Consider the following 18,762-nt stretch of genomic DNA (forward strand, 5'->3'; position numbering starts at 1 on the left):
GCTGCCTGACTGGTATGTCTACCGGCGGGTAGCTGCGGACTTTCGGGATCCTATCTTCAAAACTTATCTCAAACATGAGTTTCTCATTTTCCAAAAAACTGGCGGGCATTGCGGGACTGTTGTACCTCGCCGTTATTCTGTTCGGCGTGTTCGCCGAAGTATATGTGCGGGGGGAATTGCTGGTCCCCGGTAACGCCGCCGAAACGATCACCCGACTACAAGCTGACCCGGGCTGGTTCCGCCTGGGGTTTGTGAGCGATCTGCTCATGATCACCGCTTTTTTCCTGCTGCCCCTGCCGCTGTACCGGCTGTTGCGTCCCATTCAGCGGGAACTGGCCGCCACGATGGTACTTTGCGTGCTCGTATCCGTGGCCGTAATGTGCGCAAATATGCTTAATCACTTCGCCATCCTGTTGGTGCTGGATCCAATGAACGCGCCTTTCGCTCCGGAACAAACCCAATCCCTGGTCCGGCTTTTTGCCGAACTTCACAAAAACGGTTATCGTATCGCGCAGATCTTTTTCGGTCTGTGGTTGCTTCCTCTGGGCATCCTGAGCTGGCGTTCGGGCTTTGTGCCCCGTTGGATCGCGATATCTCTGGTGGTGGCCTGTTTTAGTTTTCTGTTGGACTTCTTTTTGTTCTTTCTGCTGCCGGGGTATTCAGCGGAGACCTCTTCCTGGGTCACCTTGCCGACCGTGATCGGGGAGTTTTCTTTTTGCGGCTGGCTTCTGATCCAGGGAATTTCTTACATTCCGGGCAAAAAATAACTCGGATGTTCAAACCATATACTTATTGCCGGAGCATCAACTGGATGCCCGTCCTGCTGGCAGTTGCTCTTTCATTCCCGGGCTTCAGGCTGGTAGCCCAGTCGGTTTTACCCTATCGGCGTGCCGATCTGCCCGTTGAAACCCGGGTGGATGATCTGTTATCCCGGATGACGCTGGAGGAAAAATTCTGGCAAATGTTCATGATCCCCGGCGATCTGAGCGATGGGAAGGAAAAGTACAAAAACGGCATTTTCGGTTTTCAGGTTTCCACCAAAGGAAAGGATGGCGCGGCGGCGCAACAATTGCTGGAATACGGGCCTTCCGGCAGTGCGCAGGAAGTCGCAGCGCGCATCAACGCTATCCAGCGTTATTTTGTGGAGGAGACCCGGCTGGGTATCCCGATCATCGCCTTTGACGAAGCTCTGCATGGCCTGGTGCGGGACGGAGCTACGGCCTTCCCACAGGCCATCGCACTGGCGGCTACCTGGGACACCGCCCGCGTGGGGGAAGTCGGCCTGGCCATTACCCGGGAAACCAGATCGCGAGGCATCCGGCAGATCCTCTCGCCGGTACTGAATATCGCCCGCGACGTACGCTGGGGGCGCACCGAGGAAACCTACGGTGAAGACCCCTACCTAACCACCCAGATGGCAACGGCCTTTATCGGAGCCTTTGAACGTTCGGGGGTGATCACTACTCCCAAACACTTCGTGGCCAATGTGGGCGACGGAGGCCGTGACAGTTATCCCATCCATTTTAACGAGCGGCTGCTGGAAGAGATCTACTTCCCGGCCTTTAGGTCCATTTTTACGAAAACCGGTGCCCGTTCGGTGATGACTTCCTACAATTCGCTGGACGGAACGCCCTGCACGTCCAACGAGTGGTTGCTTCGCCAAAAGCTGAAAGGGGAATGGGGCTTCGACGGTTTTGTAATTTCCGATGCCGGTGCTACCGGTGGGGCCAATGTGCTGCACTTTACGGCCGCGGATTACGCCGAATCCACGGAGGATGCGGTGGAAGGTGGCCTGGACGTGATCTTTCAGACTTCCTACGATCACTATCCCCTATTTTGGGAAGCATACGAAAAAGGGATGATCGATCCGGAAGCCATCGACGAGGCGGTGCGCCGGGTACTGCGGGCCAAATTCGAACTGGGACTCTTTGAAAACCCCTACGTTGAACCCGAGCAGGCATCCTACTGGAATAACCGCCGGGAGCACCGGGACCTGGCCCGTACGGCGGCGGCAGAATCCATGGTGCTGCTGCAAAATAATAACGAGATCCTTCCTCTCAGTACGTCGGGTCAAAAGCTGGCGCTGATCGGCTACGATGCTAAAGCCGGTCGCCTGGGTGGGTATAGTGGTCCCGGTAACGATATCGTGTCTATGTACGACGGGATCAGCGCCGTGATTGGAGCGGAAAACATCATCTACGCAGAGGGAGTGGGTTTGCATAGCGAAACCTACGCCACCGTGGCGCCGGAATACCTGAGTACGGTGCAAAATGGCAAAAGGACGCCGGGCCTGCAGGGCGATTATTTTGATAATATCCAACTCAGCGGGACGCCGGTAGTACAGCGGACCGACGGGAGGGTAGCTTTCGGCTGGACGCTCTTTTCGCCCGATCCAAAACTCGCTTACGACTGGTATTCCGTCCGCTGGACGGGGCAGCTCCGATCTCCGAAGTCCGGTACCTACCGCATCGGTGTCGAAGGTAATGACGGCTACCGGCTCTATCTGGATGGTCAACTATTGATCGACAACTGGCAAAAGCGTTCCTATCAGACCCTGACTGAGGAATTCACCTTTGAAGCCGGTAAGAACCACGACCTGAAGATCGAATTCTTTGAGCCGGAAGGCAACGCCCGCTTTAAACTGATCTGGGATCTGCCGGTGGAAGACGACTCGGAAACGGCTATTGCCGAAGCGGTAGCTGCCGCCGAAAAGAGCGATGTGGCCGTGGTCTTCGCCGGTATTCACGAAGGTGAATTCCAGGATCGGGCCCTGCTCAGCCTACCCGGACAGCAGGAAGCGTTGATCCGGGCCGTAGCGGCTACGGGTAAACCGACGGTAGTGGTATTAGTGGCCGGGAGTGCCGTCACCATGTCCAACTGGATCAACGAAGTGGACGGCATTTTACTAGCCTGGTATCCCGGTGAGAATGGAGGTAATGCATTGGCCGATGTACTGTTCGGAAAGACCAATCCGGCGGGCCGCCTGCCCATTACTTTTCCGGTACACGAGGCGCAGTGTCCATTGTATTACAACCACAAACCGACCGGGCGGGGAGATGATTACTATAATCTGACCGGGCAGCCCTTGTTTCCCTTTGGGTACGGGCTGAGTTACACCCAATTTACCTATACCGATCTGACTTTCAGTAAAAGTGCCATCGCGGCGGACGAAACAGTGACCGTTTCCTGTACGGTGCAGAATACCGGCACCCTGGCCGGAGACGAGGTGGTGCAGCTCTACATCCGGGATGAACTGGCTTCGGTCGCCCGACCGATCAAGGAACTAAAGGGTTTCCAAAGAATAAAGCTCGAACCCGGAGAACAGCAGCAACTGACTTTTGAACTGACTCCGGAAATGCTGAGTATGCTCGATAAAGATCTCCAGCGGGTAGTGGAACCCGGTGATTTTCGCATTATGATCGGTGCTTCTTCCAAGGATATCCGGCTGCGGAGTATTTTGACCGTAGAATAGGAGAGGGAGTTTACGACGCAGCGCGGTCTGGGAACTTCCCAAACCGCGCTGCATTAGTACAATTGCCGCTAAGCGCTTATTATTTGAAAAAGTAATTGGCAAAGCGGGTGACCTTCTTATCACCGTCCAGGACGAACATCACTTCTTCGTATACCATGATCTCGCCGGCCGTCAATGGAAGCGAGAAATTGGGCTCTCCGTACTCATCGGTGATCTCTTTGCGGGCGGTGCCGATTTTATAACCGTCGAAAGTCTCTCCCGGATAGCCGGGTTTGGTAAGGTGAATATAAACGTCGGTACTCATGGCCGATCCCGTGGGTGGTTTGCAAACGTAGATCTTGGAATTTCGGAGTTCACCCATATCCTGCCAGGCCCGGAAATCGATCTGTCCGAACAATTCCTGTTCCTTTTTCTCCCGGCGGTTATTTCTGGTGAAGTTATAGACGCCATTCTGATCGATGCCGTCGATGGATTCATCCTCGGGACCGTCCTCTTTGCGGCCACGAGGAGGTGCCTGGCCGTTCATGATGAACAGGTTGTAATTGGCAACGGAGGATTGGTCCTTGATCGCGGTCAGCATACTGATGGCCTTGGTTTTATTGCCCGCCTTTTCTTCCAATAGAGCGAGCAGTACTTCCGCATCCAATGCAGTTCGTGGGTATTTATCAGCCATAGCTGCGGCTTTTTGCTTGGCTTCCACCCCCGCATAAAAGCGGGCCCGTTCGAGATTGGCCGGATCTTCCAGTAGAAAATACGCGCAGGCTTTATTTAGAAAAGCAGGCGCATAATCCGGGTCCATACTGGTGGCATTGTCGAAGTATTGGATGGCCTCCTGGAGCAGCTTTCTTCTTTTTTCTACTCTTTCCGAGAAGCCGTCCCGGGTGCCGCCTCCGGCGAAATCCAGGTCCAGTTCTACCGGCATCCGGTACTTCAGCTCGGAATCTGTGAAATAGTTGGTGATGGCCGAAAGTACGGTCAACACGCCGAGGTTGTTATAGATCTCCCGACCCTGGTACTGGGTGAGGATGTGTTTGTAAAAGGCCCGGGCGTCGTCGTAGCGGCCGATGGCCGTCATCAGGTTGGCCATTTCGAAAACTTCCACCAGGTCGTTCAATTTTTCCAGGGATTTTACCGCGAGGGCTTTCCGGTCGTCCTTGGAAGCGTAACCGGACATGGTATCCGGTAGCCGGTATTGCTGGTAGATCAGATCGTAAAAATCCGGCAGTTTAGCGTAAACGGGATAGCCGGCAGAATAGGCGAGGAAGCCGCCCAGGTAATCGGACTGGGTTTCGCAGTTCACTTTGTACAGATCGGTAGTAGACTTGAGTTCCCGGCCCACTTTCAGGTCGATATAGGCATCGGCGAAACCGCGCCGCCACTGGTGTTTCTCGTAGAAGTGGGTGAGTTCGTGCCCGAGCAGGGCCGCCATGGCGTTTTCGCCTTCTTTTTCACCCAGGCTCATGCACAGGTCGTAGGCTTTTTCTTCCAGCCCGATGCTGAGACCGTCCCCTTCCAGGTAGGCGACATTCTGCTCGCTGGAGGACATGACAAAAGCCGGCAGGGGAAAGCGACGATCGCCGCGGGCGTCGGCCAGTTTGTTGTATACTTTCAGCGCTCGTTCGTATTTGGGGCCGGATGTGAACCGGGTATCCTGAGACTCGGTAACGGATTTGGCAATGAATTCAAAACTGGTCTGTCCGCTTAAAAAAGCCGGCAGCAGGGTTGTAGTCAGGAGTATGGATAGAATTTGACGTAATCTCATGTGTCAAGCAATTTAAGTAGATGTTTATGTGAAGTGAATTGGCAATCAATCTAAATTACGGACATAGGTCTCATCGTGCTTTTAGCGAAAGCACAGGTCTTAGAGACTGTTTGAAAACCTCTCACTGGGTTACCCGTACGGGCCGCCACTTTGCACCTATTTTTAACTCCGTAGCTGGGCTATGCAGTGAAAAATAGCTTTCAATTGACGCCAAAATCCGGGTTTTTCTCCGGCAGCAGAAGTTTTCAAACAGTCTCTTAGAGCGGGACCGATCCGTTTAATTTAGGGACAGGAAGTAACCAGAGCGGGTTGTTCTTCGTGTAATGCAGGGGAAACGAAGCGCCCGGAGATCTTGCTTCGGCATTCGTTTTCATAGCGGGCGGTGAAAAAATCATAATTCACAGCTTCTATTTGATAACTTGCCGAAAAGTAACTTAGATCCTGGTAACTTTAGACACAAAATAGTAAATTATCTGGCTACTTGTTTCGATTGACGGCCGCAAGTTTCGGTAAAATTAAAATTCTCATTCTGTCGATGAAATGAACGGGCAGCCTGCAAACGAACGAGCCGTCAACTATCTTTGAAGATCCCGGATTTTCGGATACGCCGGCCGCTCTCCGGTAACTTTTTGCCTTTGCCCAAAATACATAGCTATAATGGCCATCAATTTTTTCCCGATGAGGTTATTGCAAATCGTCATATTCTGCCTGGCATCGCTGTTTTTTGGTGATAATGGGTATAGTCAGATCAGGCCCATCAAGCCTTTCGGCAAGGTGAGTGCACTGATTGTTGGGATTTCTCATTACCAAAACAGCAAGATCCCCCAGTTGGAATTCGCCCACCGGGATGCGGAAGCGTTTGCCCACTATCTGGAATTTGAAACGCCCTGGAATGTAGCGCCGGAAAATATTGCTTTGCTGACTAATGAAAACGCCACCTACGGGAAATTCATCAACGAACTGAACGCCTTGGTGGACAGCAGCCAACCCAACGACCGGCTGATCCTGTATTTTTCCGGTCACGGCGATATTGAAAAAGTAGAGGAAGAACTGATGGGGTACCTGCTGTTCTACGATGCCTCTCCCACCACATACGCTTCCGGAGGCGCCTGCATGGTCAACACCCTCAACGACTATCTCGAAAAACTGGTACTGGAAAAAAAGACCGAAGTCATCCTGATTTCCGATGCCTGCCGCGCCGGCACCCTGGCCGGAAGCGCTTCCGGCGGGCCACAGGCCACCACGTCGGCATTGTCCCAGCTGTTCAATAATACGACCAAGATCCTTTCCTGCGAATCCACCCAGAAATCGATCGAGGGTCCGCAGTGGGGAGGAGGCCGGGGCCTATTTTCCTACTACTTCCTGAAGGGGATCAAGGGAATGGCCGATAGGGATCAGGACCGCTATGTAGACCTTTTTGAGATCGAACGCTTTGTGCAGGATAGTGTACGTAAGGCCTCCAATCGCAAGCAGTTGCCGGTAGTAAAGGGGCTGAGTAGTACCCGGCTGGCCCGGGTGGATCGGAAAAAATCGGAACCTGTCCCGACCCCGGAACCGAAGGAAACGGTAGCATCAGCGCCCAAAGATACCGGTTACCTGACCCAACTGGCGCTATTTGAAGCGGCCCTGGAACGAAAACACCTCTTGTTTCCCGAAGAAGGCTCGGCCAATCAGATCTACGAATCCGTGGGGGATGAGCCGGCGGCGCGTTCCATCAAAAAGGTGATGAAGATCTCGCTGGCTACCGCCCTGCAGGATGAAGCACAGCAGGCGCTGAACGAGTATATCGTTTCGCCCGCCCGGGAACTGGCCCGCCGCTGGTCGGACGTATCGGTCTACGATTATTATCCCGATTACCTGGGCCGGGCGGCGGAATTGCTGGGACCGGATAATTATTTCTACAACGATATAAAATCCCGCGAGCACTACTTTCGGGGGGTGAACCTTCGTCTGCGGTTCGATGCCGAAAAGGACAACAAAGCGCTCTTGGAAACGGCGATGACTGAACAGCAACAGGCGCTGAAATTACAGCCCATTGCTCCCCACATTTACAATGAGCTGGGCTTACTCTACAAACGGACAGATCAGGAAATGCAGGCGATCAGCGCTTTTCAGCAGGCCCTGAACTACTCTCCGAAATGGAACCTGGCGCTGACCAATCTGGCCATCATCTACCGCGAAATGAAACAATACGCCCAGGCCGAAAAGTTTTACCGGGATGCTATCCAACTGGATACTACTTTTGCCCTTTCCCGATATAATCTGGCCGTCATGTTCGAACAGATGGAGCAGCCGGAAAAGGCAAAGGTTGAACTGGAAAATACCATCCGTGTTGATCCGAAGTTTGCGGAAGCTTATTACAATCTCGCCAGCCTGTCTCTGGGAGATCCCACGGCGGAAAAGTACCTGCTGCAGTATATTCAGTTGGAGCCCGATGACCCGGATGGATTTAACCTGCTGGGCTACATCTACCACAGTAGCGATCGCTTTCCAGAGGCCCGCCAGGCTTACCAGTCCGCCTTGATGATCAATCCTAATTCGTATTACACGCTCAGTAGTCTGGCGTATGTCCTCAAGGAACTGGGCGAATTCGAAGCGGCCGTTCAACTTTGGAATAATTACCTCCAGGAACATCCGGATAGCGGCAGGGCATTTTTCAAACTGGCCGGAGTACATTCGCGGAGCGGACAGCAGGCGGCAGCTATGGAAGCCTTCCGCAAGGCACTCGAAAAGGGTTACGATAACCAGAACGAGGTGTTGAAAGATCCGGACCTGGATGGATTGCGGGCCATGCCGGAGTACAAGTCGCTGGTGGAAAAATATTTTCCGGATAAAAAATAGCGCTGGCGGTGTTCTGCCGGCGCATGGCGGGTGATCTATTTCATGGGCGGCAGTGTCTGAGATCAGTTTCATCTGCAGCGTTTCGGGGCGAAATTAAGCAAAGGAAAATTTGCTTAACCGGTGGGGCGTTCGCCACACCACAAAAGCCTCGCCTTATGTTATATTTTCGAGACCCCGGATGGAAAAAAGCGATCGCTTATTTTTTTGTCCTGCAGTTGTTGTTCTTATCAACCGGCTGCTTTCACGAGTTCTACAAAGCCAATCCTTCTAATGTAACCTCTTTCCAGCAGATGGTCAGATCGGCCGAAATTGAGCAGGAAAGATATTGTGTGATCCACTACCAGGGTAAAGCCATGCACGTGGATCAGTTGAGTATCAATGGCGGTGACCTGGAAGGCGTTTTGAGCGAACTTCCGGCCGACCGGGCCCGGATGGTAGCGCAGGAACAGGAATTTTTAAAAACGGTGGAAAAGTTGAGAGGACGGCGTTATCGGCCGACCGAAAAATTTGTCTTACAAGATATTCACCTCTACCTGAATGATCAGGTGCCGGTACTGTTTGCCGCCGGTAAACTCTCGCTGCCCACCAGTGCGATCGAAAAGGTCTACGTCTACGGTAAGGATCAGGTAGCTACGAGTGTATCCCACATCGGAGGTGCTTTAGCTATTTCCATTCCGGTGGCCGTTGGTGTGGTCCTGGCTACCGGCGGATTGGATATGGGATTTAATTTCAATATGGCCGCTATCCGGTAATCTTTTCCGGGCCTGGACCAGGACAACTTCTACGGCTACTGGTAGGAGTGGGACTATCTTGATCGATGCCCAAATGGTATTTTATTCTGTCTCCGGAAGTGCCCGGTCCAGGGCTCTTATGATCTGCCGGGCCAATTGGTCGGGATTTTCGGCCGGCCGGATTTCCAGGTCTACCGGAGGCTGATCGTTGTGGAAAAGCTTGACTTTGGCCCGAATGGTGTTGCCTTCCCGGGTGTAGATCCCGCCGAGGGAGTAGGCACCCGGGTAATCCGTCACATCTACGTAGATCAGATCGGCATTATTCCCTTTTTCGGTTTCCTTCCGGAATTTGGCCTCCAGTAAGCGGATCAGGCCCAGATCATCCCGCAGGGTCTCTTCGTTGAGAAATGCGGACCGGATCAAGACCGGCTTTTTCTTAACGATCGGAATATTTACCGAGTTATTGAGGATTCCGATATCAAAACTGGCACCCTGCCGGGGAAAACCCAGCATCGGCGTCTGGATGCTGTTAATTGTGGCGGCCAGTCGAGGCACTTCGTCCCGGGCGTACTGGAAAAGTTTCATGACATCCACGTAATCGCCATCGGTCGTTTTGCGGGTGGCTACTCCGAGCATACCCTGGAGTAAGGAATAAGTCAGTAGCCCCTGCCCGTAGGCCGAAGATTCAAAACTGACCTTGTTGGCGGCGCTACCGGAGAGGATGAACATGCCGGTGCGATCCTGCATCCGGTCGAGGGCCCGAACCTGACTGGTGTTGACTGCCTTGGAGCCCCCGGTGATCTCCTGGACGACGCCACCGGAATTGCAGGCGTCAACGATCAGGATCTGTTTGAGTGCCGCAATCCCGTTCATCCACAGGGTAAGTTCCTCACTGGAAATGGTAAAGGCCCGGCGAATATCGGTGTCACTGAGATCTTCACTGGCAATGCCCTGGGTGAGGTAATGGAACTGCGCCTGCTCCGCGCTTCCGTGGGTGGTGCCGTGACCGGATAGATAAACGATAAGTACATCTTCCGCCCGGGCTTTTCCCCGAATGGTATTGAATACCGCCTGCACATTTTCTTTACTGGCGTATTGCCAGGTGATCGGCGTACCTTCCAGCCCGGTATTTTCACCCGGGGCAGTAGACAGGCAAAATACTTCCAGACCATTTCCTCCGGAGAACAGGTTGGCGCCAACCGATTGCAGCGCCCGGGCCATCATGCTTGCATCCTGATCGGCGAATTGCAGGTCCATGCGGGTACCCCGGTAGTCGGACGTTCCTACGGCTACTACGTATAATTTAGGATCTACCTCGCCGACCCAGCCCTGATTGCCGGATTCCCGCTCCGTTCCCCGGGCTCCGGTATAGCTGTACGGGAGTTCTAACAGCCGGCTCTTTAGCCAGCCGGCTTCGTTATAGGCGCGGATCCCGATTACATTGCTACTATCCGGATGGCGGTACAGGTACTGTCGGTAGGGTTGCAGGTCCAAACGGATCCGGCGACTGCGTTGGGCGTTTTCCCGGCGGGGTAGGGGATTGGCATCCGGAACGACCTCTTTTCCGTTGACAAAAATGCTGACCCGTCCGATGCCTCCGTTGCGTTCCCGGAGGTCGATCTGTAGTTCATGGCCTTCGATCATGGCATTTATTGTCGGGTAAAGCTCGACGGTACGGAACTGCTCGACCGGCCGGAGGATCTCTTCGGAGTAGCCCAGCAACTGTGGCAGCAGCCCCGGTTCGTAGTAGCGGATCTTGAGTTGATCCAGTTCGATGATCTCCCATACGCCGTCATAATTGAGGATGTAGTACATATCCCGCAGGGCACCGGGAGAGGCATCAAAAAGCCCTTCGGGCGTGGTGACCACCCAATCCTGCTCTCCGATCGCAAAGAAGGAAGCCAGTACGGAGCCCGTTTCCAGATCCCAAAGTAGAGATCGGTGATCGCGCCCACTGGTGATCAGCCGGCGGTTGTCCTGGAAAAATACGGCGCTGCTGACCGCCCGACCGTGCTCCCGGGCGGAGAACAAGAGCTGGGAATTTTGGGTATTCCAGACTTTGAGCTCTCCGTCATCACTTGCCGTTAGCATCCGGCTGCCGTCGGGCGAGAATGCCAGGGTGATTACGGAACTCCGGTGTAAGGATGATAAGGGCTTTTTTTGCCCGCTGTTGACCTCCCAGACCACGGCCTGTCCTTTACTGCCACCGGTAAGGATTTGCTGCCCGTCAGGCGCAAGCGCAATCGGGAAGGACTCAAAATCGTAAAGAAGGTCCATTTCCGCTTCCCGGAAGCTGCGGAGCAATTGGCCGCTGGTCTGATCCCAAACGTTTACACTACCGTCCAGACTACCCGTAAATACTTTGCTTTCGGTAGGGGAGAAAGCTACCCAGTGGATCTCATAGCTGTGACCTTCCAGGGTATGAAGTATTTGCCGATTGCGGTAGTCCCAGAGAACGGCGGCATCCTCGCCGCTACTGAGCAATAGGGTACCATCCGGCGAGAAGGCCAGGTCGCGGATAGCACCGTGATCTCCGGATAGCGTAAACAATTCTCTTTCTTCCCGAAGATCCATAATATGAATGATCCCGTCGGTCCCGGCAACCGCCAGTTGGGGATCAGTCGGGGAATAGGCAACGGATAAAATAGCTTCATCTTCGGTAGCAAGCTGAAATTGCTCCTGCGTGCTGGGAAGGCTCCAGGTCCGGGAGCTTCCCTGAAAGGCTCCGGCTGTAAACTGAGTGCCATCCGGGGAAAAGGCCATGGACGAGGCGGCGTAGGAATGACCTTGCCGGGCGGCCAGCAGACGCCCCTGCCAGAAATCCCACAGCCGCAGTTCCTGGTTTCGGTTGCCGGTGAGTAGCTGCCGGTTGTCCGGGGACAAGCGGGTGGAAAATGCTTCAATGCTGTGTCCCCGGAGGGTTTGCAGCAGTGCACCGGTAGCGGTATCCCAGATGCGGGCCGTACTGTCCTGGCTCCCGGTGAGGAGGCGATCGCCCTCGGGGGAGAACGCCAGATCGTATACGCGTTGCCCGTGTCCGGATAGGATGTGCAGGATGTCGCCCCGGTCGGAATCCAGGAGCAGTACGGAGCCTTCCTCCGTGCCGACGGCCATTTGTTGTCCGTCCGGAGAGGCGGCCACGGAAAGGAAGTCGAAGTCGCTGTTTTGGAAAGAGGCAAGTGCCTGTCCGGTGCTGAGGTCCCATTTACGGATGATCCCGTCGCCTCCAATACTCAGTAACCGGGATGGATCATTGGTAAACGATAAGGACTGCACGCCGCCCCGGGGGCTTCGGAAATATCCCGCTTACCGTCTTTGCCGTAGACCCGAAGGTTGCCCCGGGCGCTTCCGCATACCAGTTGATCCTGGGGGCCGGCGGTGAGGGACAGGATCGCTTCTTGCTCCCGGAGCGAGCGGAACAGCATCCCGTTGGCCGTTTTCCAGGTCTTCAGGCTACCGTCCTCTCCGCCGGTGTATAGTTGCATGCCATCGGAGGAAAAGGCCAGCGCCAGTACTCCGCCCCGATCCATACTCAGGGTGTGTAATAGGTTGCCGGTATGGCTGTCCCAGAGGATGGCGGTACCGTCCTGACTCCCGGTAGCAAGGGTGCGACCGTCCGGCGCAAAAGCCACGGCTTCGATCCCCAGTCGGTGTTCGGTAAAAATGTGGAGTAATTTACCACTCGCTACTTCCCAGAGGATAGCGGTACCATCTTCACTCCCGGTGAGCGCCCACCGGGCGTCCGGAGAAAAAGCGACCCCGTTGACCATATCGGTATGGCCGATGGGGATGATCAATTCGGGTTGTTGGGCGGCCGCCCATACCGTGAGGCAAAGAAAACTCAGGATATAGCCAATCTGCTTCATACCAGCATGCTTAGGTTAGAATTTTTCGGGGTATAGTTAGGTTAGACTTTTTAAGTTTTCGAAACTTAGAAAGTCTAACCATCTTCCTGTCATTACTATTCCAAAGCCCGCTTCACCTCCCGCAAAATCAATCGCACCAGCCGTTTCGGATCATCCGTCGCCGGTATTTGCAGGTCTTTGGGGTTTTGTCCGTTCTCAAAGAGTTTGACCGTCAGGTTGATGTTTTCCCCGTCTTTGGTATACAGACCACTCAGGGAGTAGGCGCCCGGATAATCGGTTACATCCACGTAGATCAGATCGGCATCCTTGCCTTTTTCGGTTTCCTGCCGGAACTCCGTTTCCAGCAGTTTTATCAATCCCAGATCATCTTTCAGGCTCGCCTGGTTCAGGAAGTTCGACCGGATGATGACCGGCTTTTTATTGCCGATGGGGATCTTCGTGTTTTGGTCCACGATGCCAATATCAAAGCTCGCACCGGTTTTCGGAAAGCCCAGCATTGGGGTTTGCACACCGTTGATGGTAGTGGCCAGGCGAGGTACTTCGTCGCGGGCGTATTGGAAGAGTTTCATCACATCCACGTAGTCGCCGTCGGCGGTTTTGCGGGTGGCCACACCCAGCATACCCTGGAGCAGGGAGTAGGTCAGCAGGCCCTGTCCGTATTCACTGGCTTCGTAGCTCACTTTATCGGCGGCACTGCCCGACAGCACGAACATACCGGTGCGGTCTTTCATGCGATCCAGCGCTCGGATCTGACTGGAATTCAGGTTCCGGGTGCCGCCGGTTAGGTTTTCCACCACTTTACCCGAGTTGCAGGCATCAATAACGAGTACCTGTTTCAGGGCCGGGATGTCGTTGATCCACTGGGTCAGTTCCCCGCTGGAAATGGTGTACTTGCCGCGCACTTCGGCATCTTCGATCATGGCTTCGCTGGCCATACTGCCGGTGAGGTAATAGAATTGGGATTGCTCCGCACTGCCGTGGGTGACGCCGTGGCCGGAAAGGTAGACCAGCAAGACATCTTCGGCTTTCGCTTTCTGTTTAATCGACGTGAGCACCGCTTGCAGGTTTTCTTTGCTGGCGAATTGCCATTGTACCGGCGTTCCCTCCAGCCCGGTAGAATCCGGGGAGGCCGTGGTCAGGCAGTATACTTCCGTGCCCTCGCCGCCGGAAAAGAGATTACTACCCACCGACTGTAGGGCCAGCGCAATGGCGGTGGCGTCCTGGGTGGCGTACTGCAGATCCAGATTGGTACCCGTATAATCCGAGGTGCCGAGGCTGACCACGAACATTTTCGGATCCAGTTTTCCCGTCCAGCCGGAGTTGCCGCCGCTGCCGCTCCCTTTGGACCAGGCCGTGGGCCGGTAGGCGACATCGATCGATGAACTCTTCAGCCAGCCGTCCTTATTGTACACGCGCAGACTGATCAGATTGGTGCTGTCCGGATGACGGAAAAGATAGGCCTGGGCGAGACGGAGATCGTAACTGACCGTTGTTTTTCGCTGCGGGTTGGCATCATTAGCGATCTCTTTGCCGTTGGCAAAAATGCTGACCTGCCCGATGCCCCCGCTGCGGGCGGTCAGTTGGACGTTCAGCTGATCCCCTTTAATCTCGGCCTGCACTTCCGGATAGAGGGACACCTGGTCCAGACCGGCTACGGAGCGGGTACGCTCCCCGGAGAAGCCCAATATCTTTTGTAACAGGCCGGGTTCGTAATAGCGGGCTTTGAGTTGTTCGAGTTCGACAATGTCGGTCTTACCCTTATTTTCTACCAGATAGTAGAGTCGGTTCATGGCGTTCTGGGAGGCATCGAATAGCCCGCCCGGACTGACCACTACCCAGTCTTCCTCATCCACGTGGATCATGTAGAGCAACTCTTCGTGGGTATTGGTGTCCCAGATCCGGATCGTTCCATCGGCGGAACTGGAATACAGCTTTTGCCCGTCGGCGGAAAATATCATACGGGCTACGCTGCCACCGTGCCCCGGGAAAGCATGGAGCAGTTTCCCGCTGGACGCTGCGTATAGATTGATCTTCCCTTCGTGGTTACCGATGACGATGAAGTTGCCGTCCGGCGAAAAAGCCAGGGCCGAGGTAACGTCGTAGCCTTCTTGCGGAAAAGCATGGATCAACTTTCCACTTTCCAGTTCGACCAGGCGGGAAGTCGATTTTCTCATACTCCAGAAGTCATTCTCACCGAGCAGCAGGAATTTTTTATCCGGGGAGAAAACCCCCATACCGGGACTGAATATTTCGGTCCGGATATCATCCAACTGCCGGAGCTTTTGCTTGGTGGCCATATCCCAGATACTTATACTGAGTTTGCTCTCGGGAAAACCGTCGGGACCTAGATTATCGTAATCATTTTCCCCGGTCCAGCTCGCTCCTATGGCGCCATCTTCGCTGAGGGCGACTACCCTTACTTCCTCCGTGAGCATGATGGGTGCCCCGCCGTAAGTGTTGGGCCAATAGGCGTCTCCCTGCCGGGCTACCTCCTGCTGGTCGGCTGCGGAGGTGAAAAAGGGTGTATTGGACGGGTCGGTCAGTTCCGTATTTCCCAGCGCCCGGGAGCGACTCATGCGGCCGGTAGTGAAATCCCAGTAATGGAGCCGCCGGTCGTTGGTGGTAATGGAAACCAAACTACGCTGATCCGGGTCTAAGTAAATAAAACCGACACCCGGCGTATGGGCTTCCATTTTGCGGAGGGTACGGCCGCTTTCCCGGTCGAACAGGATGATCTTTCCTTCGCCGCCACCCCAGGCCACCAGCCGGTTATCCGGACTTAAAGCGGCAACGGCTCCACCCATGGGGCCACCCGTCATCATCATGATCTCAGACTGGTCGTCGGACACGGGAGCCGGATAGGTCTGGGTAAACTGCTGCCGGTCCAGATCAAAGAGTTTGGCATCGCCGTTATTTTCCGTGATCAGCATATATTTTCCGTCCAACGAGATGTCTTGTAGCGATTGCAGCTCCTCATTAATCTCTGGGAGTTGAAGGGGCGGCACTAACTGACCGTCCGATATCCGCCAGGATTTTTCGATTCGCTCATTCGTGTCAAGGTCGATGGTCGATACGCTCACGATCTGGCCGTCTTTACTGAAGCGGAGCCTGTCGCCGTACATTTCGGGTAGTCCTTCCAGGGCCAGCGTTCGGGTAAGCTTGCGGGTAGACAGATCGTACAAATGCATTTGCCCCGGGTTGGTCTGGTAAAATGATTTTCCATCCGGAGTAAATCCATGGGGTTGTACGCCCTCGGGTAGCGTTTGTTTTTCCTGTGCAGGATAACTGACCAGATTCTTCTCATAATCGATCCCCCAGCGGCCGTCGGGGGAAAGCTGGGCCAGGTTGAATTCGTTTATGAAAAAATTTCGGTCAGCGCGAATATCCCAGACTTTGGCTCGTCCTTCCGTAAACGACCAGGCGTAGAAGGCGTAGTTACCGTCTGGCGAAAACTTTGCACCGAAAACGGCCTGGTTTTGCTTAGACGAGCTTTTGATCAGTTTTCCCGTGGTGACATCCCAGATCATCAGGGTGCCGTCGGAGGAAGCAGACAACAACTGGCTGCCGTCACTGGAAAAATCCAGGCTAAGTACAGCCTGAGTATGGCCGTAAGGCAGACCCAGCACGGGACGCTGGGCCGTGAGTAAAAGGGGCAAACATAACAGGGCCCAAAGGTGGATAGCTTTTTTCATCATTTTGGTAGATTTTGCATTTGCGGTTGCTATGTTGAATGTATAAACGATGCTTAAATTCGTATGAATAATTATGCTCAGGGAATCTCCTTTTTTACCGCTCGTACGATCAGTTTTACCAACTTTTCCAGGTCCTCCGTTACCGGTATCTCCAGCGTTACCGGCGCTTCATCGCCGTGCAGTAATCTTAGCTTCAGCGCTATGCCGTCCGCCCTTTGCCGGTAGAATCCGCCGAGGGAATAGGCATTGGGGTAATCGTAGACATCCACGTAGACGAGATCGGCATCTGCTCCTTTTTTTGTCTCCTCGCGGAAGGCAGCCTCCAGGCTGTCGGCCAACCGGAGATCATCCCGGTAGGTGGCCTCATTCAAAAAAGTACTCCGGATCATTATTGGTTTCCCTTTGGTGATCGGTATGGCCACACTGGCCTGATCATTCAGGATACCGATGTCAAAGCTGGCGGCCCGGCTGGGAAAGCCCAGCATCGGGGTCTGGATGCCGTTGATACTGGTGGCCAGTTCGGGAACGCGGTCCCGGGCGTACTGGAAAAGCGTCATGACGTCGATCATTTTTACCATTTCTTTTCCGTCCGTCACCGATCGGGTCGCCGAGCGCATGCCTTCCAGCAGGGCGTAGGTAAGTAATCCCTGTCCGTATTCACTGGCTTCGTAGCTCACTTTATCCGCGGCACTGCCCGAAAGCACAAACATGCCGGTACGGTCCTGCATGCGATCCAGCGCCCGGATCTGACTGGAATTGAGTGCTTTGGTACCACCGGTGAGGTTCTCCACGATCTGCCCGGAATTGCAGGCGTCGATGATCAACACCTGCTTCAGAGCGGGGATGGCTTTGAGCCAGTCGGTGAGTTCTTCGCTGGAAATGGCATAGGCCCGGCGGGTGGCGGGGTCCGACAGTGCATCTTCGCTGGCGATATCCTTGGTGAGGTAGTAAAACAAGGTCTGATCGGTGCCACCCTGGGTAACCCCGTGACCGGACAGGTAGACCACCACGATATCTTCTGCCTTGGCCTGGTTTTTTATTTTATCGAAAACCGATCTAATGTCGTTTTTACCCGCGTTATGCCAGGCGATGGGCGTTCCTTCCAAACCGGTGCTATCGGCCCGGGCCGTCGTCAGGCAGTGTACCTCCAGGCTATCCGCTTCCAACAGGGCCGTACCCACGGCCTGGAAGGCTCGGGCCATCATGGTGGCATCCTGATCGCCGTATTGAAGGTCCAGTTTGGTGCCGGAGTAATCGGAGGTGCCGATGGTGATGACGTAGAGTTTGGGGTCGAATTTTCCAGTCCAGGAGGAATTGTTTCCGGTACCCTCTCCGCCTCGGCTTCGGGCCGCTGCTACCTGGTATTCCAGATTGAAGGCGGGGCTTTTCAGCCAGCCTGCTTCGTTGTAGACCCGGATGCTGACGGTATTGGTGCTGTCGGGATGTCGGAAGAGATAGTTTCGGTATTTGCTGAGATCAATCTGGATGCTGCTGTCCCGTTGGGCATTTTCCCGGCGGGGTAGGGGATTGGCCTCTTCTTCTACCTCCTTACCGTTGATAAAGAGGCTGACCTTGCCGATGCCGCCGTTGCGCTCGGAAAGTTGAAGTTGGAGCGTACCGGTGGAATCGATTTGGGCCAGTTTGATCTTGGGGTAAAGGGCGACGGTGTCGAAATTTTCGACGGGGCGGAGGCCTTCGTTGGTATTGCCTAATATTTTTTGGAGCAGACCGGGTTCGTAGTAGCGGGCTTTGAGTTGTTCGAGTTCGATAGCCAGGTATTCCCGGTTTTTTTGGTCGAAAACACTATAATGCATCCAATTCATGGCTCCGGGGGAGGCATCAAACAGGCCGTCGGGAGTAGTGACGATCCAGTCGCTAGTGTCGATAGCCACTAGTGTGGCGAGCTCTTTCGGTTTGCTAGCATCATTTAGTTGCACCGTGGTGGACCAAAGTTTTTGGGTATTATCCTTTGATCCGGTGAGGATGAATTGCCCTTTGGGGGAGAAGGCTACGGAAGTAACCTCATTTGAATGTCCTTCAAAGCTTTTGATTTTCTGTCCCTCCAGGTCCCATAGTATTGCGGTACCATCCCATGATCCGGTGAGGATGAATTGCCCGTTGGGGGAGAAGGCTACGGAAGTAACCTCATTTGAATGTCCTTCAAAGCTTTTGATTTTCTGTCCCTCCAGGTCCCACAGTATTGCGGTACCATTCCATGATCCGGTGAGGATGAATTGCCCGTTGGGGGAGAAGGCCACGGAAGTGACTATATTTGAATACCCTTCAAATGTTTTGATTATCTGTCCCTCCAGGTCCCACAGTATTGCGGTATCATCACGGGATCCGGTGAGGATGAATTGCCCGTTGGGGGAGAAGGCTACGGAAGTAACACCATTTG

Annotated in this window: 9 protein-coding genes; 4 read left to right on the forward strand and 5 right to left on the reverse strand. The window is 54.2% G+C overall.

Annotated features, from left to right (window positions below):
* The first annotated feature begins 74 nt into the window (after positions 1-74).
* Positions 75-767, forward strand: coding sequence for a DUF4386 domain-containing protein (locus CRP01_RS04805; RefSeq protein ID WP_099148875.1), 693 nt, complete (start codon positions 75-77; stop codon positions 765-767).
* A 5-nt stretch (positions 768-772) separates the two neighbouring features.
* Positions 773-3,472, forward strand: a complete 2,700-nt coding sequence (locus tag CRP01_RS04810) for a glycoside hydrolase family 3 C-terminal domain-containing protein (protein ID WP_222845658.1) — start codon at positions 773-775, stop codon at positions 3,470-3,472.
* A 79-nt stretch (positions 3,473-3,551) separates the two neighbouring features.
* Here the strand turns inward: CRP01_RS04810 and CRP01_RS04815 are convergent, their stop codons facing one another.
* Positions 3,552-5,234 (reverse strand): tetratricopeptide repeat protein, encoded by a 1,683-nt coding sequence (locus CRP01_RS04815; protein WP_099148876.1) that lies wholly within the window; start codon positions 5,232-5,234, stop codon positions 3,552-3,554.
* Between the two features lie 678 nt (positions 5,235-5,912).
* Here CRP01_RS04815 and CRP01_RS04820 point away from each other — a divergent pair.
* On the forward strand, positions 5,913-8,075 hold the full coding sequence (locus tag CRP01_RS04820; protein WP_170110229.1) for a tetratricopeptide repeat protein: 2,163 nt from the start codon (positions 5,913-5,915) through the stop codon (positions 8,073-8,075).
* A gap of 155 nt (positions 8,076-8,230) precedes the next feature.
* Entirely contained in the window at positions 8,231-8,827 is a 597-nt protein-coding gene (locus tag CRP01_RS04825; protein WP_099148878.1) for a hypothetical protein, read from the forward strand.
* Between the two features lie 81 nt (positions 8,828-8,908).
* On the opposite strand, the gene CRP01_RS04830 is transcribed toward CRP01_RS04825, so the two are convergent.
* The 4 genes from CRP01_RS04830 to CRP01_RS04845 form a co-directional block, all read right to left on the reverse strand.
* Positions 8,909-12,082, reverse strand: coding sequence for a caspase family protein (locus tag CRP01_RS04830; protein ID WP_099148879.1), 3,174 nt, complete (start codon positions 12,080-12,082; stop codon positions 8,909-8,911).
* Complete coding sequence (locus CRP01_RS04835; RefSeq protein WP_099148880.1) at positions 12,040-12,672, reverse strand: WD40 repeat domain-containing protein; 633 nt, start codon at positions 12,670-12,672, stop codon at positions 12,040-12,042. Before CRP01_RS04835 ends, CRP01_RS04830 begins: the two co-directional genes overlap by 43 nt.
* Before the next feature lie 95 nt (positions 12,673-12,767).
* On the reverse strand, positions 12,768-16,367 hold the full coding sequence (locus CRP01_RS04840; protein ID WP_099148881.1) for a WD40 domain-containing protein: 3,600 nt from the start codon (positions 16,365-16,367) through the stop codon (positions 12,768-12,770).
* 74 nt (positions 16,368-16,441) lie between these two features.
* A partial coding sequence (locus CRP01_RS04845) for a caspase family protein (protein ID WP_185154549.1) occupies positions 16,442-18,762 on the reverse strand: 2,321 nt, incomplete at its 5' end.

It is taken from the genome of Flavilitoribacter nigricans DSM 23189 = NBRC 102662 (genome assembly GCF_002646595.1).
In the GTDB taxonomy this organism is placed as follows: Bacteria; Bacteroidota; Bacteroidia; order Chitinophagales; family Saprospiraceae; genus Flavilitoribacter; species Flavilitoribacter nigricans.